Genomic DNA, 14,974 nt, shown 5'->3' on the forward strand with positions numbered 1-14,974 from the left:
TTTAATTATCCTCAAACTTATCTCCAAAGTTTGTCTCGCTGAAAGCGTCTCACATCAGCTGAGCAACTTTGCTGAGACGCTATCAGCGAGACAAAAGGTTTCGTTTGCTTTTTTGAAATTGCCTTTTGAACTTGCCCTTTGAACTAACCCTTTGCCCAAAAAAAAAGTCCACAGTATTTAGAAACTAAACACTGTGAACCTTTGTATCTTTTTTGCGAAGATTCGCTAGATAAATTATGGATTAGTAGACCAAATGCTACTGTTTTTTATAAATACACGACGGTTTAATTTTAATTGAGCTACAATTAATTCCGCCATATCTTCAGACTGCATTACTGAGTCAGGATTTCCGTCTGTTAGTTTTAAGTCTTTGGCCATATCGGTAGCAACAGTACTTGGAGTCAATGCAGTTACTCGTATATTGTGTTTACGAACTTCTTGCATTAAAGAATCTGTCAAACCTAAAACAGCAAATTTTGATGCACTATATGCACTTGTAATGGCATTTCCTGCTAGTCCTGCTGTTGATGAAATATTGATGATGTCTCCTGTTTTTCTGTCAATCATATTTGGTAAAACCGCACGAGTAGTATAATATGTACCCATTAAGTTAACCTGAATAATACGTTCCCAATCCGAAACTTCCATTTCCATAAATTTACCAAAAGCTGCAATTCCAGCGTTGTTGATCAAAATATCAATAGTCTTAAATTCGTTAAGTGCTTTTTCAACAGCAGCGCTCACCGAATTATTGTCTGAAACATCTGCAGTTACGGCTAATGTTTTTACACCATATTGTTCAATTTCTATGGCAACTTCATCTATGTCGGCTTGCGTGCGAGCAACCAAAATCACATTTACACCTTCTTTTGCAAGAGCAATTGCTACTGCCTTTCCAATTCCTTTTCCAGCTCCAGTTATTAACGCATTTTTATTTTTTAAATCAGTCATTATTTTAAGATTTTAATTCACTAACAAAGTTAAGGTATTGCAATTGGTCAAGGGAATTAATCAATGTGAAAAAAATGATAATTTTTAAAAGTTTTTTACATCAGAATGAATAGATAAAGGCGAGAAGCATAAAATGCTGTTATCTGTAATTGTACAATAGCGTTGGTATATGTACACTACTGTATGAGGTAAATAAAGTATTTGAAGTTTTCTTAAACGAGCAACTACCAATTATTTTCGACCTACCTTAAAATTCAATAACATTTTTAAAAAATACTATAACAAGTTTGGATTGCTAATCATGCATCTTTGTAATGTAAAATTGAATTATGAAAAAATATATAATGATAGCATTTTGTATGACCTTATTTTTAACGTCATGTAAAAACAATGAAACTAAAGAAGAGGAAACTACTAGTACAGAAAATACAGATCAACAAGAAGTAATTGCCATTGAGCGCAGAGAGAAAGTAAGTGGTATACAGTACAAAATGATGAATGCAAAGACTTGGTTAAAGTCGAATGAAACCAATGAAGCTTCTTTGCAGATTGTAATGGATGCCAATCGTACAGATAAAAAGAATTTAGCCAAAATGGACTCTATAATAGTACCTAATAAACTAGATGGGAAGAGAGAAGATTATTTGCCATTTCCGCTACAGGTCGAGTCAATTAAAAATATAGATAAGATTATAATTTTTTCATATCCTACTCAAACTTTTGCTGCCTATAAAAATGGTACGCTTGATTATACAGGTCCAACTAATATGGGGAGAGAAAAAGATCCCACACCAACTGGATTATTTTATACCAACTGGAAAGCAGAAGAGTCAACAAGTACGTTTGACGACGAGTGGCAGTTGAAATGGAATTTTAATATCGAAAATAAACTTGGGGTTGGTTTTCATCAATATGAGCTACCAGGTTATCCAGCATCACATTCGTGTTTACGTTTACAAGAAAAAGACGCCCGTTATCTATATGATTGGGCAAATCAATGGGTGTTAGCTGATAAAGAAAATGTAAAAGCTAAAGGTACTCCGGTAATTGTTTTTGGTTCTTATCCTTTCAAAGGTAAAAAACCATGGTTGCAATTGTTGACCAACCCAACTTCTTTTGAAATCTCAGAAGATGAAATCTCAGAATTGGTTAAACCACATTTAGAGACAATCATCAAAGAACAAAAGAATAGCAAGCTCGTAGCACAAAATAAATAGGTTTAGTTTTTTTTTGGGGTAGAAAGGCGGCTAATTGCAAAATTAGTCGTCTTTCTTGTTTAAAGTACTAAATGAAGGAGGAGCTCTAGAAAATATAATTCTCTAGAACTCCTATTTATTATGCTTTAAAATAATTATTTCTTTTTCTTAGAAACAGGTAGCCCGTAATTGGGTTGACTCGTCAACTCAGCAATTTTTACAATTACCTCCACTGCTTTTTCCATACTTTCAACAGGAACATATTCATATTTTCCATGAAAATTATGGCCACCAGCAAAAATATTAGGACAAGGTAAACCCATATACGATAGTTGGCAACCATCAGTACCACCACGAATAGGTTTGATAATTGGTTTTATTGCAACATCATTCATTGCTTTTGCAGCAATATCTACGATATGTTTAACTGGTACAACCTTCTCTTTCATATTGTAATATTGATCATCAATTTCTGCGATTACAATATCTTCGCCAAATTGTTTGGCATATTTTTTATTTAATTTTCGAGTAATTTTTTCGATTAACTCTTTACGTTTTTCGAATTTTTTCTTGCTGTGGTCTCTTATAATTAATTCCAAAACAGTCTCTTCAATCCCGCCAGTAAGATGGTGTACATGGAAGAAACCCTCGTAGCCTTTGGTTTCTTGTGGAGTTTCTCCTTTTGGTAATGCATTGATAAAATCATTCGCAATCAACATAGAGTTAATCATTTTACCTTTGGCATAACCAGGATGAACACTCTTACCTTTGAAAGTAATTGTCGCTCCAGCAGCATTAAAGTTTTCATATTCCAACTCACCAATTTGGCTACCATCCATGGTGTATGCCCATTCAGCTCCAAATTTAGCTACATCAAAGTGATGAGCGCCGCGACCAATTTCTTCGTCAGGAGTAAAACCAATTCTAATTTTTCCGTGCTTAATTTCAGGATGATTGATGAGGTATTCCATAGCAGTTACAATCTCTGTAATTCCGGCTTTATCATCTGCACCTAGAAGTGTAGTACCATCTGTAGTGATTAGTGTTTGTCCTTTGTATTGCAGCAAGTCTTTGAAATAACTAGGGGATAAAACAATATTCTTTTCTGCATTCAGTACAATATCTTGTCCGTCATAATTAGTGATAATTTGCGGTTTTACATTTGCACCAGAAAAATCTGGGCTAGTGTCAAAGTGCGAAATAAATCCAATAGTAGGTACTTCATGATCAACATTAGAAGGTAAAGTCGCCATGATATAGGCTTTATCGTCAATGGTTACTTCTTGCATTCCAATAGTTTTTAATTCGGCTACAAGTTTGTTTGCCAAATCCCATTGTTTAGAAGTACTAGGTGTGGTATTCGATTTTGAATCAGATTCGGTATCTATGGTTACATAGCTAATGAAACGGTCTATAATAGGTTGCATAAATTTGTTGTTTTGTGAAGATGCAAAGATACCTTTTTTGCTTCAAATGAATATTTTTTGCAGTGATAAGTCTTAGAACTTCCTAAATGATATTTATTTTCAAAGCTTTTAAGGAAAATGATAACATATATCTTTTCGTTTCGAAAATCTTCAGAAAGATTCGTAACATTATTTTTGAATGGAACGATGATTTTGCCATAATACAAGCATTAATCAAGTTGTACATGATCTTTTTGATTTTCGAAAATTAAAATTATTGCTACATATTCTGCTCTGATTTCGATAGAAAAATAATCGAGATATGCAGTACTGTCTGTTGCAAAATGACTATTTCATCTGTTCCAAAATTTTGATGATCTTGTCGAGTTTCTCAACTTCTATCGCATTCAGCTTAGCTGCAAGCGCTTCGATTTCAATCTTTGCTTCTTTATTTGTATTGTAATCGTCTTGTGCTTGTACACGATCGCGCTCACTTTGACGGTTTTGTGCCATCATAATAATTGGTGCAGCATAGGCAGCCTGAGTCGAAAACAAAAGATTTAAAAGAATAAAGGGATAGGCGTCCCAATGCTTAAAGTAAGCCACAACGTTCAATCCCATCCAGACAATTACAAATGCAGTTTGAATAATAATGAATGTCCAAGATCCCATGCCTTTCGCTACTCTATCTGCTACTCGCCCTCCCAGTCCTAGACTTTTACGGTGTTTTTGATGCCAATTTTCGGTAAAATTCATAACGGTATTATTTTATTTAAAAGTACCAAATTTATTGACTGTACAGAATGTTATTTTAATCGAATTATAGTATTCGAAAGTGCTAATAAGAAAGGTTATAAAAAAGGTACTCAACTATTTCTTATTCTGCCATATAGTACTATTTTTGCAGAAATTAAAAAAACATCCATGTACAAGTTATTACTACGACCTTTATTTTTTTGTTTTGATCCAGAGAAGGTACATTATTTTACATTCTCTTTAGTTCGATTCACGTCCAAAATTCCCGGATTTAGTGCTTTGTACAGAGCTTTATTCTTGGTAGACGACAAACGATTAGAAACTGAGGTATTTGGATTGAAATTTAAAAATCCAGTAGGATTAGCAGCCGGTTTTGATAAGGATGCTAAGTTGTATAAGGAATTATCAAACCTTGGTTTTGGTTTTATCGAAATTGGAACTTTGACTCCAAAAGGCCAAGAAGGAAATCCAAAAAAGCGACTGTTTCGATTGAAAGAAGATTCGGCTATTATTAACCGAATGGGTTTTAATAATGGTGGTGTACTAGAAGCTGTAGAGCGATTAAAAGCCAATAACGGTGTTTTAATTGGTGGAAATATTGGTAAAAACAAGCTTACTCCAAACGAAGAAGCAACATCAGATTATGAAATTTGCTTTGATGCACTTTATGATCATGTTGATTATTTTGTGGTAAATGTTAGTTCGCCGAATACTCCCAATCTTAGAGCTTTACAAGACAAAGAACCACTCACACAATTATTGCAGACACTGCAAAATAAAAATATCTTAAAGCCAAAGCAAAAACCAATTTTGCTTAAAATTGCTCCCGATTTGACAGATGAGCAATTGTTGGATATTATTGACATAGTGAATGAAACAAAAATTGCAGGAGTTATTGCCACCAACACTACAATCTCCCGCGAAGGATTACAATCAGAGAATAAGAATGAAATGGGGGGCTTATCTGGAAAACCATTAACCAAGAGATCTACAGAAGTAATTCGATTTTTATCGCAAAAAAGTAACAAGTCTTTCCCAATAATTGGGGTGGGAGGTATTCATACCGCTGAAGACGCTATAGAGAAATTGGATGCTGGCGCAAGCTTAGTACAGCTTTATACAGGCTTTATCTATGAAGGTCCAGCTTTGGTAAAAGCTATTAATAAAAAACTATTGGCTAGAAAATAATTTAAAATTATTCAAATAGAATCAGAAAGGGAGCAAAGATTATTTTGCTCCTTTTTATATACGTGTTATTTAGGCTTCTTTCCACAGTTTTTGTACGGCTTTTAAATCTTTCTTCATCGCTTCAAAAACTACTTTTTTGTCCACTGTAATGGTTTTATTCCCTTTTTCAGCACCACCTAAATCATATTCCAGATGCAGGGAAACAGGAGGTTTTAATCCGGCCTTTTTTAGTAATTTGAAATAGGATTTAAAATCTACCATTCCTTCTCCAATAGGGGTGTCTTTTGCTTGCCAAATACCATTTATATTCATCCATTTAAAATCTTTTAAAACGATAGTTTTAATCTGTGAATGTAATAGGTTAAATCCGTTTTGCCAAGAGTATCCTCCTTCTGCAGTAGCGTGTCTAATGTCATATTGCATTCCGAAAAAATCTTTATTAGCTGTCTTTAGTAAATTTTCGATTTCCCAAAATGATGCTCCTATAAGCAAACCAGCATGATTTTGATAGCAGCCAATAATATTATTAGCTTTATTAAGTTCACTCAATTTCTTTATCTCTTGTTGGTAAAGCAATATATCTTCTTGCATTGTATTTTCCCTGGTATATTTGTACCAATCAGTTCTGTAAAAGTCAATGCCTTCTTTGGCTGCTGTTTCTACAATGGCGACATCTAGCGGATTAGAAATACTTGAAATCGCTGTAGTTATCATAGAACAACTTGATCCTGCTTTTTTAATTTCGTGAATCGCTTTTGGTAAATCATTCTTGACTAATTCTGGAAGAACATGACCGTTGTTACGAACCGTTAAATCCAAACCTGTAAACCCAATTTCGGCTGCAGCTTCTCCCGCGTTGTAATAATCTAAAAATTGTAAATGTTTAGAAAACACATTTACAGATAAAGAGTCCATATCGTTATCATCATTTTTAAACAAGGGGTAGGGCAAGTTGATAAAAGGAAGTGCAGTCATTCCTAATGCTGATTTTTTTATAAAATCCCTGCGATTGGTTGAATTCATAATTAGGTTTGTTAATTGGTTAACCAAATATACAGAAATTAGTTTAGAATTTAGAGTTGGAAATTTGAGCTGTATACTAAATAAGTTTTGAAAATAGGAAGTGGTTTATATGCTTACCTTTCAAATTATACAGATATTTGCACTCTTTATCTAAAAGCGTCTTCATGTTTAACTTTATACTCATTTTTGTCTGTTTGCTGCTCGGAATCATTCTTCAAAATATTAAAGTGATTCCTATTGCAAAAGTGTATAAGATATTAAATAAAATAGTAGTTACCATTTGCATGCCAGCTATAGTGTTGTTCTATATTCCGAAGCTAACTTGGAGTAATGAATTGTTATATCCTATTGGCTCTGCTTGGATTTCTTTTATAGTTGCTTTTGTCCTTTTTTACTTTTTGGGAAAGAAATACGGGTGGTCCAATAAAATGATAGGTTGTTTGGTGCTTACGGCTGGTCTAGGCAACACTTCTTTTTTAGGATATCCAATTATTAGCGCCTTATATGGTGAACAAGGTTTAAAAATGGCAATTCTGGTTGATCAGCCAGGTACGGTAGTGGTACTCTCCACTTTGGGAATTCTAGTCGCTACTTATTTTTCAAAGGATAATCTCAAACCAATTCAAATGTTGGTCCGGGTATTAAAGTTCCCTCCATTTGTTTGTTTTTTAATAGCTTGTTTTTTAAATGTTTTTTTGATAGAATTACATTATAATTTTCAGTTAGTTTTAAAAGTTTTAGCTAGCGCTATGGCACCACTAGCATTAACATCTGTAGGTATGCAACTGCGATTTGAAAGTAAAAGTCAGCACTGGCGTTTCTTAGGTCTGGGACTGCTTTATAAATTGATACTTACGCCAATATTAATCTTTACTTTGTATGTTTTAATTTTCAAACAAAAGGGATCTATGATTGAAGTTGTTCTGATGGAATCGGCAATGGCTTCGAATATCACAGCAAGTATTTTAGCAACCTCTTATGGTTTAAAACCAAGACTGGCAAGTATGATGATAGGTTACGGAATTCCACTATCTTTTATCACATTGGTTTTTTGGTATTTTGTAACACAAATTATCTAATTTCAATACAGCTTTTTAGACTTTTTTTATGATGGGTTAATCCGAATGTCTGCCTTTTTTTGACTAATTTTAAGGAAATTTAAAAATCAAAAATGACATGGCAACAATACGTTTAGGAGATATTGCTCCAGATTTTACTACAAATACAACACAAGGACAAATAAGTTTTCATGAATGGTTAGGCGATTCGTGGGGAGTCCTATTTTCACACCCGTCAGATTTCACACCCGTTTGTACCACAGAATTAGATACCGTGGCTAATTATTATACGCAGTTTGAGAAGAGAAATACAAAAGTAATAGCACTTAGTGTTGATGGAGTAGAGTCACACCTTAAGTGGATTAAAGATATTGAGGAAACTCAGAATGTAACATTACAATATCCTATCATCGCTGACGAAAGTAAGAAAGTAGCCGATTTATATGATATGATTCATCCTAATGCAGACAATACGTTGACAGTACGTTCTGTATTTATCATCGGAGCAGATAAGAAAGTGAAATTGATCTTGACCTATCCAGCTTCTACTGGTAGAAACTTTGACGAAATTCTACGCGTTATAGATAGTTTGCAATTGACAGCAGATTATAGTGTAGCAACACCAGCCAACTGGAAAGATGGAGATGATGTTGTAATCTCTCCTTCAATTAAAGACGAAGATATACCTGCTAAATTTCCAAAAGGATTTAACCGCATCAAATATTATTTGAGAATGACACCACAACCTAATAAATAATAGGCTGCTTTTAAATAGTAAAAGGGAATTCAATTAAAAATTGAATTCCCTTTTTTTATCAAGTTCACTTTAAAGAATGTTTTGAAACTAATTCTACTCAATACTTGATATATCGAACTAAAATTGAAATATTCTAATCCTGCTTTGCAGCTTTATATTATAGAATGTTGTAGTGTTGAACTATAACATTTGTTATGCTTTATTTATTTTTTGGAGTATAAATTAATGCAGTATACGCTGGTAAATTTGTAACTGCTTTGCATGCTTCTCCATTGTATTCTTCGTTAAAAATAGAAACAGGACTCACTACCATATCTGTGAATTCTTCATCATATCCTTTCCAGTCACTATTAAAAACTAATTGATACTCTTCTGCATAAGGGATTCCAAAGGTAAAATCTTCGAATGAATCATTAGATAAATTAAGTAAAACTACAGTAGAGTTCGAAAAATCTTCATTTGTAGAGCGCGCATACGCTAAAACTTTATTATCGTCATCAAAATGGATCACTTTTGTATATTGGCCCTTTAAACCCTCACTTTCACTCTTATATTCCGTACGAATCTTAATCATATCACTGACCATTCGCGTGATTCCAACATGCTTTTCTTGCTGCTTCCAATCTAGCGCCTCAGAATCTTGAAAATATTCATCTTCTATAAATTCCTGCCCTTGAAATAGCATTGGTATTCCAGGAGATGTCAATGTAATTGCAAGTCCTAGTATTGCTCTTTTCTTTCCAAAGAAGCTATCTGCGTTTCCTGGCTCAATCTCTTCAGGTACGCGCGCCTGGCCATTCGCAACTTCATCATGGCTTTCCGTATAAATAATTCTTTCAAAAACATCGTTATTGTATTTAAATAAAATGGCATCAACTAGCGCTTGCATGTCGCGATACTCATCTCCTTGTTCGATTAAAAATTTTCTTACTGGATGAACAAAATTCATGTCCCACTGTGATCCATATCCTAAACCACCAAAATCGGAACTCAACGTTACTACACCAGCGCCTTTTAAATCTTCTGCAATAGTAAGTTTACCAGGATATTTTGCTTTTATTTCCGCATTTATATCTCTCATCAACATATTACCTTCAGGTATTTCACTGTCGTAGCCTAAACCTCCTCCTTCATATCTTATGTAAGATGTAGCATCCATACGCAAACCATCGCAATGATAGTCTTCAATCCACATAAAGGCATTATCTCTAATGTATCTTCTCACTTCTTCTCTTCCGTAATCTGGTCTTGAATCTCCCCATGGAGTAACAGATCTGTGATCATTGTAGAAATAAATTCCACCTTTGTCGTTATCAGACCAACCATCAAATTGCCATAAATCCATATCAGATGGTCCAAAATGGTTGTAAACAACATCTAGAACTACTCCAATATCTGCTTTATGGAAAGCGTTTACCATTCTTGCAAATGCTTCAGCACCTCCATAATCACGTTCAATTGCAAATGGGTAGGAGGGATTGTAACCCCAAGAAATTCCACCTGCAAATTCTGCGATAGGTAAAATTTCAACGCAATTGATTCCTAATTTTTTTAAATAAGGGATTTTTTCAATAATCGAATCAAATGTCGCTACACTATCAAGATCCTTCCTGTTAAAAGTCCCTACATGTAATTCATATATGACCAAATTATTCCAAGATTTCATCTGAAAATCTTGATCTTCCCATTTAAAATCTAAATTTGTAATGACACTATTTCCATTACTGTTTGTCATTTCTTTAGCGTAAGGATCATTTCTTTGTAAAATTTGATCTCCATTATGAATAACATATTTGTATTCATTGCCAGTTTTAGCTTTTGGTACGCTACCAGACCAATATCCATTTTCTTCTAGGTCAAGTTCAAATTGAGAATTATCCCAATCATTAAATGTACCTGTAACAAAAACTTTATCAGCATTGGGAGCCCAAACTCTAAATGTTGTACCTTGTTCTGAAGGGATGGCACCCATTCCTTCTACTTTTTCTATAACCTTTTCCATAGTCTTAAATTTTCAGCAATAACGCTAGTATCAATCTTTGAGTCCTTTGACTCTTGATTGTGCATTGTTTGAGATTTTGTCCAAGGATCATCCTCTCTAATTATTAATGTTGTTCTTGGATAGGTTTTACCGACTTTTGCAAATTGAGTGTTCATCTTGTCTATATTTAATGTTGTTAATAGTTACATGCAAAGATGAATGATTTGTCCTTTTAGAAATTTATAGAATTATTTCAGGTATTTATATAATTATCACTTAATATCACATTTTGTAATTTTAAGCACCAAATAATGACTCAAAGGAGGCAATGTATGCAGTAAGCTCAGTCATTTGATAAGTCAGCTATATTAATTGTATTCGAAAATTCGGATATTCAAAAATTAGTTTTATAATTATTGAATTTGAAAACTGCAGAAATAAGATTATTTTTTTTATAATTTATGACAAAGAAAAAGAGGGGTATCATGTAATTTAATGTTACATGATACCCCTTTTTAAAATTGTATTGATATTATTTTATAAGGATAAAGTTATCGAGATCGACTTTGTTATCCTCCCAGTTGATGTCTATAACATCTTTAATCATTTTTATTAGATCGTTAAAATTATAAGGTTTAACAGCATAATAATTTGCTCCAAGGGAATGACTTTTTTCGATATCTAATTTATTGGAACTTGTGGAATAAATGATGACCGGAAATTGATTTGTACTTGCTTCGTTACGTATTTCTTGTAAAAAATCAAAGCCTGATTTTCTTGGCATGTTTAAATCTAAAAAAACAACGCCTTTTTTTGATTTATTTTCTTTAATTGAATTGAGAAGGTTTTCTCCGTTTTTATGAATATGTAATTTTACAGATTGATTTGAAGTTTTGGAAATACTATCTACCGCGTCGTTAAAAAACATTAAATCGTCTTCGTCATCGTCAGCATAAAAGATATTTATTTCATTCATATATTTTAAAATTTAGGATGTAAAATTATCTTATTTTATTTAATAAAACTTCATTTATTCCAGTTGATGTTTGTAAATTTTATTGCTTTTTATTGGCCAAATCTTCATTAAGTTCTTGAATCGCTTTGCGTCTAATTTTTTTTAAATTTCTAAAATGTGAAGGTGTGAAACTGGTAATTTTTTTGAACTGAGTCGAAAAAGCTGATAGACTGCTAAAATTTAATTTTTCGGCTATTTCAGAAAAATTGTATTCTTCGAATAAAATCATTTCCTTGGCTTTTTCCATTTTTAGTAAATTAATGTAATGTACTATTGTACAAGTGGTAACATCAGAAAAGGCATTCGATAGGTAATTATAATCTAAATCTAATTCCTTAGTAAGGTAATCAGAAATATTTATTTTTATCGGTTCATCGCTATTTACATATCTCAGGCAGGAATTTTTAATTTTTTCAATTAAAATGCCTCCTTTGCTTTCTACTATTTCTAAACCAACTTTCTGAATAATAGAATTTAGTTTCTGCTTCGTCTCTGCATCAATTTCTTCCTTTATAGTGACTTCGCCAAGATTTACTTTTATTGGGTGTAAATGCAATTCTTCAAGTGCATCTGAAACAACTACTTTGCAGCTTTCACATGCCATATTCTTAATGTAAATTTTCATTTGGTTAGGTTTGAAAAAGTCTGTTTTAGGATTTTTTTTGTAAATATATAATTATTCATATACAAATATGTTTATTAGTACCGCGTTTTACTTCTTTTAGGTATATAGGGGAGAATAGAGTCAAATTCCTGAAAATAAAATACTACTTAATTCTTAATCATTGTCAATCTATGTTGTTTTAGATTGAACATTATATTCTAATTTTTGAATTTGGATTTTACTGAAATAACTTATTTGTCTAAATTAAATTGTTGTCTGCCATTTTCTGCCAGGATAGAAACGGAAAGCCCGCAAGCAGTAAAACGTTGAAAAAATAAATCCCCAAACAGCGACCGGAGGAAGCTCGTATTGGGGATTGTATTTTTCTAGTTTTGCTGTGCGGACTTGTAGTGCATAGCCTGAAATAGCAGCCAAATAGGATAACTGATATGCTATAATCCTAAATTGATTTTGCCATACTGCAAAAGTAAAATCGTCTTAGCATCTCTTATTTCTCCAGTAGCAATCATGTTATATGCTTTTTCGAATGGCCACTCTAATACCTCGATTTCTTCTTGCTCATTTTCGAGTCCGCCACCGTCGCTTACTTTCATACTTGCGTCATATTCACCAACGAACAAGTATAAAATTTCTGTTACCGCGCCTGGAGACATATAGGTTTCCATTACTTTTTTGACATCTTGAATTCTGTAACCTGTTTCCTCCTCAGTCTCGCGTATGATGCATTGCTCGGGATGATCTGCATCTAATAGTCCTGCACACACCTCAATTAACATTCCGCTAGGATTTTCATTTAAATAGGAGGGAAGTCTAAATTGTCGCGTAAGTATTACTGTTTTCTTTTCTTTGTTGTAAAGTAGTATTCCTGCGCCATTTCCACGGTCGTATACTTCTCTATTTTGTGTAATCCAAACTCCTTTTTTATTGAGATAGTTAAAAGTTACTTTGTTTAGTAGGTAATAGTCGTTTGCTAGAACGTCAGTTTTTTGTATTTTGATATTTGGGTTTTGCATCTTGATTTTTAGGGTAAAAAAAACGCTCTGAAGTTCAGAGCGTTTGGTATTATTTAATGATTGTTTGTTTTCTGTCTGGTCCAACAGAGACAATCTTAATAGGCACTTCAACTTCCTTCTCTATGAAGTCAATGTATTCTTTTAATTCTGCAGGCAACTCATCATAAGTTGTCATACCAGTAAGGTCTTGTTTCCATCCTTTGAACTCTTTGTAAACAGGAGTTACATTTTCTGGCTCAATATTGTATGGGAAATGTTGAATGTCTTTTCCTTTATAATTGTAAGAAGTACAAACTTTTAATGTTTCGAATCCTGAAAGAACATCGCCTTTCATCATCATTAATTGTGTTACTCCATTTACTTGAATAGCATATTTTAAAGCTACGATGTCTAACCATCCGCAACGTCTTTGTCTTCCTGTTACAGATCCAAATTCGTTACCTACTTTAGCCATAGTTGAACCATCTTCGTCAAAAAGTTCTGTTGGGAATGGTCCACTACCTACACGAGTAACATAAGCTTTAAAAATTCCGTAAACTTCTTTGATTTTGTTAGGAGCAATTCCTAAACCAGTACAAGCTCCAGCAGCGGTAGTATTAGAAGAAGTTACAAATGGATAAGTCCCAAAGTCAACATCTAATAAAGATCCTTGAGCTCCTTCACATAAGATTGCTTTACCTGCTTTTTGAGCTTGGTGCATGTATTCTTCACTGTCGATGAAGTCTAATTTTTTGATTTCTTCGATAGATTCAAAAAACTCAGCTTCTAATTCTTCTAAGTTGTATTCTAATTCAACACCATGGAATTTAATCATAGCCTCATGCTTGTCAGCAAGGGCGCGGTATCTTTCTTTAAAATCTTCTAGTTCAATATCACCAACTCTAAGTCCATTTCTACCCGTTTTGTCCATGTATGTTGGTCCAATTCCTTTAAGCGTAGAACCAATTTTAGCTTTACCTTTTGAAGCTTCAGAAGCTGCATCAAGTAAACGGTGCGTAGGCAAGATTAAATGTGCTTTTCTAGAAATAATTAATTTCTTTTTGATATCGATATTGAACTTAGCCAATCCTTCGATCTCTTTTTGGAAAACAACTGGGTCAATTACAACTCCGTTTCCAATCACATTTACCGCAGTTTTATGAAAAATTCCAGAAGGGATTGTTCTCAATACGTGTTTTATTCCGTCAAATTCTAAAGTATGTCCTGCGTTTGGACCTCCTTGGAAACGAGCAATAATGTCGTAATTTGAGGTAAGAACGTCAACAATTTTTCCTTTTCCTTCATCTCCCCATTGTAATCCTAGTAATAAATCTACGGTCATTTTAATTTCTTTATTAAATCGTTAATCTGTTTTGGTGGTCAGACACAGTTAGGCGCGACCTTTTATATAAACTAAATATTTCTTATAATTATTTTTCTTCTTCCTTATTAATAGTTTCTTCAACTATAATAGCAGCCTCTTCGATTTTTGGTTTTCTTTTGGCTCCGTAAAAGTACAAGGAATGATTGGTTATATCTACATCAAAAATCTCTTCAATGGTTTTTTTAATGATTTGGATTCTAGGATCACAAAATTCTACTACCTCGCCCGTATCGGTCATAATTAAATGATCGTGTTGCTTGTCAAAATAAGATTTTTCGTAATGCGCTTGATTTTGTCCAAATTGATGTTTACGAACTAAGGCACAATCCAAGAGTAATTCAATCGTGTTGTATAAGGTAGCACGACTCACACGGTAGTTTTTGTTTTTCATCTTGATGTATAGATTCTCTACATCAAAATGTTCTTCACTATCGTAAATTTCCTGGAGGATAGCATAACGTTCTGGCGTTTTTCTATGTCCTTTGTTTTCAAGATACATTGTAAAAACATTTTTTACAATTTCTTGGTTTTTGTTGTTATCTGTGGAAATGAGTGTCATATTCGGCAAAGATAAATTATTATTTTAATAGTTCCCTAGGATTGAATTTAATTTTGTGAATTTCGAATAAAAAGCGCTAAGAA

General features: G+C 33.3%; 15 protein-coding genes. 4 read left to right on the forward strand and 11 right to left on the reverse strand.

Features of this window, described 5'->3' with window-relative positions; all coding sequences use genetic code 11:
• Positions 1–234: 234 nt before the first annotated feature.
• Entirely contained in the window at positions 235–951 is a 717-nt protein-coding gene (locus LXH21_RS12140; protein ID WP_239866235.1) for a 3-ketoacyl-ACP reductase, read from the reverse strand.
• A 329-nt stretch (positions 952–1,280) separates the two neighbouring features.
• Here LXH21_RS12140 and LXH21_RS12145 point away from each other — a divergent pair, with 329 nt between their 5' ends.
• Entirely contained in the window at positions 1,281–2,168 is an 888-nt protein-coding gene (locus tag LXH21_RS12145) for a L,D-transpeptidase (RefSeq protein ID WP_239866238.1), read from the forward strand.
• A gap of 134 nt (positions 2,169–2,302) precedes the next feature.
• Here LXH21_RS12145 and pepT read toward each other — a convergent pair whose 3' ends face one another.
• Positions 2,303–3,574, reverse strand: coding sequence for a peptidase T (gene pepT / locus LXH21_RS12150; RefSeq protein WP_239866239.1), 1,272 nt, complete (start codon positions 3,572–3,574; stop codon positions 2,303–2,305).
• Between the two features lie 327 nt (positions 3,575–3,901).
• Positions 3,902–4,309 carry a DUF1003 domain-containing protein gene (locus LXH21_RS12155; RefSeq protein WP_239866240.1) on the reverse strand — a complete coding sequence of 136 codons (408 nt, stop codon included), beginning with the start codon at positions 4,307–4,309 and terminating at the stop codon, positions 3,902–3,904.
• A 168-nt stretch (positions 4,310–4,477) separates the two neighbouring features.
• Between LXH21_RS12155 and LXH21_RS12160 the strand changes: the two genes are divergently transcribed.
• Positions 4,478–5,497 (forward strand): quinone-dependent dihydroorotate dehydrogenase, encoded by a 1,020-nt coding sequence (locus LXH21_RS12160; protein ID WP_239866241.1) that lies wholly within the window; start codon positions 4,478–4,480, stop codon positions 5,495–5,497.
• A 69-nt stretch (positions 5,498–5,566) separates the two neighbouring features.
• On the opposite strand, the gene LXH21_RS12165 is transcribed toward LXH21_RS12160, so the two are convergent.
• Positions 5,567–6,520, reverse strand: a complete 954-nt coding sequence (locus tag LXH21_RS12165; protein WP_239866242.1) for a sugar phosphate isomerase/epimerase family protein — start codon at positions 6,518–6,520, stop codon at positions 5,567–5,569.
• A gap of 164 nt (positions 6,521–6,684) precedes the next feature.
• On the opposite strand from LXH21_RS12165, the gene LXH21_RS12170 reads away from it, so the two are divergent.
• Positions 6,685–7,599 carry an AEC family transporter gene (locus tag LXH21_RS12170; protein ID WP_239866243.1) on the forward strand — a complete coding sequence of 305 codons (915 nt, stop codon included), beginning with the start codon at positions 6,685–6,687 and terminating at the stop codon, positions 7,597–7,599.
• Between the two features lie 97 nt (positions 7,600–7,696).
• On the forward strand, positions 7,697–8,335 hold the full coding sequence (locus tag LXH21_RS12175) for a peroxiredoxin (protein ID WP_239866244.1): 639 nt from the start codon (positions 7,697–7,699) through the stop codon (positions 8,333–8,335).
• A gap of 199 nt (positions 8,336–8,534) precedes the next feature.
• Here LXH21_RS12175 and LXH21_RS12180 read toward each other — a convergent pair whose 3' ends face one another.
• The 7 genes from LXH21_RS12180 to LXH21_RS12210 all read right to left on the reverse strand — a co-directional run bounded on the left by LXH21_RS12180 (position 8,535) and on the right by LXH21_RS12210 (position 14,891).
• Positions 8,535–10,337, reverse strand: a complete 1,803-nt coding sequence (locus LXH21_RS12180) for an alpha-amylase family glycosyl hydrolase (protein ID WP_239866245.1) — start codon at positions 10,335–10,337, stop codon at positions 8,535–8,537.
• Positions 10,322–10,492, reverse strand: a complete 171-nt coding sequence (locus tag LXH21_RS12185; protein ID WP_239866246.1) for a hypothetical protein — start codon at positions 10,490–10,492, stop codon at positions 10,322–10,324. The genes LXH21_RS12180 and LXH21_RS12185 overlap by 16 nt, the downstream gene beginning before the upstream one ends.
• Before the next feature lie 356 nt (positions 10,493–10,848).
• Positions 10,849–11,292, reverse strand: coding sequence for a response regulator (locus LXH21_RS12190; RefSeq protein ID WP_239866247.1), 444 nt, complete (start codon positions 11,290–11,292; stop codon positions 10,849–10,851).
• Between the two features lie 79 nt (positions 11,293–11,371).
• On the reverse strand, positions 11,372–11,956 hold the full coding sequence (locus tag LXH21_RS12195) for a helix-turn-helix domain-containing protein (RefSeq protein WP_239866249.1): 585 nt from the start codon (positions 11,954–11,956) through the stop codon (positions 11,372–11,374).
• A gap of 431 nt (positions 11,957–12,387) precedes the next feature.
• Positions 12,388–12,969, reverse strand: a complete 582-nt coding sequence (locus LXH21_RS12200) for an NUDIX domain-containing protein (RefSeq protein WP_239866251.1) — start codon at positions 12,967–12,969, stop codon at positions 12,388–12,390.
• A 49-nt stretch (positions 12,970–13,018) separates the two neighbouring features.
• A complete protein-coding gene (locus LXH21_RS12205; protein ID WP_239866253.1) occupies positions 13,019–14,290 on the reverse strand; it encodes an adenylosuccinate synthase in 1,272 nt (423 codons plus the stop codon).
• A gap of 88 nt (positions 14,291–14,378) precedes the next feature.
• A complete protein-coding gene (locus LXH21_RS12210; protein ID WP_239866255.1) occupies positions 14,379–14,891 on the reverse strand; it encodes a Fur family transcriptional regulator in 513 nt (170 codons plus the stop codon).
• Positions 14,892–14,974 lie beyond the last annotated feature (83 nt).

The organism is Flavobacterium algicola, from assembly GCF_022399565.1.
GTDB classification, from domain to species: Bacteria; Bacteroidota; Bacteroidia; order Flavobacteriales; family Flavobacteriaceae; genus Flavobacterium; species Flavobacterium algicola.

Excerpts from the sequence above, each read along its gene's own strand:
- LXH21_RS12155 (WP_239866240.1), bottom strand. The coding sequence starts at position 4,309 with ATGAATTTTACCGAAAATTGGCATCAAAAACACCGTAAAAGTCTAGGA.
- LXH21_RS12160 (WP_239866241.1), top strand. The coding sequence starts at position 4,478 with ATGTACAAGTTATTACTACGACCTTTATTTTTTTGTTTTGATCCAGAG.
- LXH21_RS12200 (WP_239866251.1), bottom strand. The coding sequence starts at position 12,969 with ATGCAAAACCCAAATATCAAAATACAAAAAACTGACGTTCTAGCAAAC.
- LXH21_RS12210 (WP_239866255.1), bottom strand. The coding sequence starts at position 14,891 with ATGACACTCATTTCCACAGATAACAACAAAAACCAAGAAATTGTAAAA.
- LXH21_RS12165 (WP_239866242.1), bottom strand. The coding sequence starts at position 6,520 with ATGAATTCAACCAATCGCAGGGATTTTATAAAAAAATCAGCATTAGGA.
- LXH21_RS12195 (WP_239866249.1), bottom strand. The coding sequence starts at position 11,956 with ATGAAAATTTACATTAAGAATATGGCATGTGAAAGCTGCAAAGTAGTT.
- pepT (WP_239866239.1), bottom strand. The coding sequence starts at position 3,574 with ATGCAACCTATTATAGACCGTTTCATTAGCTATGTAACCATAGATACC.
- LXH21_RS12190 (WP_239866247.1), bottom strand. The coding sequence starts at position 11,292 with ATGAATGAAATAAATATCTTTTATGCTGACGATGACGAAGACGATTTA.
- LXH21_RS12180 (WP_239866245.1), bottom strand. The coding sequence starts at position 10,337 with ATGGAAAAGGTTATAGAAAAAGTAGAAGGAATGGGTGCCATCCCTTCA.
- LXH21_RS12185 (WP_239866246.1), bottom strand. The coding sequence starts at position 10,492 with ATGAACACTCAATTTGCAAAAGTCGGTAAAACCTATCCAAGAACAACA.
- LXH21_RS12140 (WP_239866235.1), bottom strand. The coding sequence starts at position 951 with ATGACTGATTTAAAAAATAAAAATGCGTTAATAACTGGAGCTGGAAAA.
- LXH21_RS12170 (WP_239866243.1), top strand. The coding sequence starts at position 6,685 with ATGTTTAACTTTATACTCATTTTTGTCTGTTTGCTGCTCGGAATCATT.
- LXH21_RS12175 (WP_239866244.1), top strand. The coding sequence starts at position 7,697 with ATGGCAACAATACGTTTAGGAGATATTGCTCCAGATTTTACTACAAAT.
- LXH21_RS12205 (WP_239866253.1), bottom strand. The coding sequence starts at position 14,290 with ATGACCGTAGATTTATTACTAGGATTACAATGGGGAGATGAAGGAAAA.
- LXH21_RS12145 (WP_239866238.1), top strand. The coding sequence starts at position 1,281 with ATGAAAAAATATATAATGATAGCATTTTGTATGACCTTATTTTTAACG.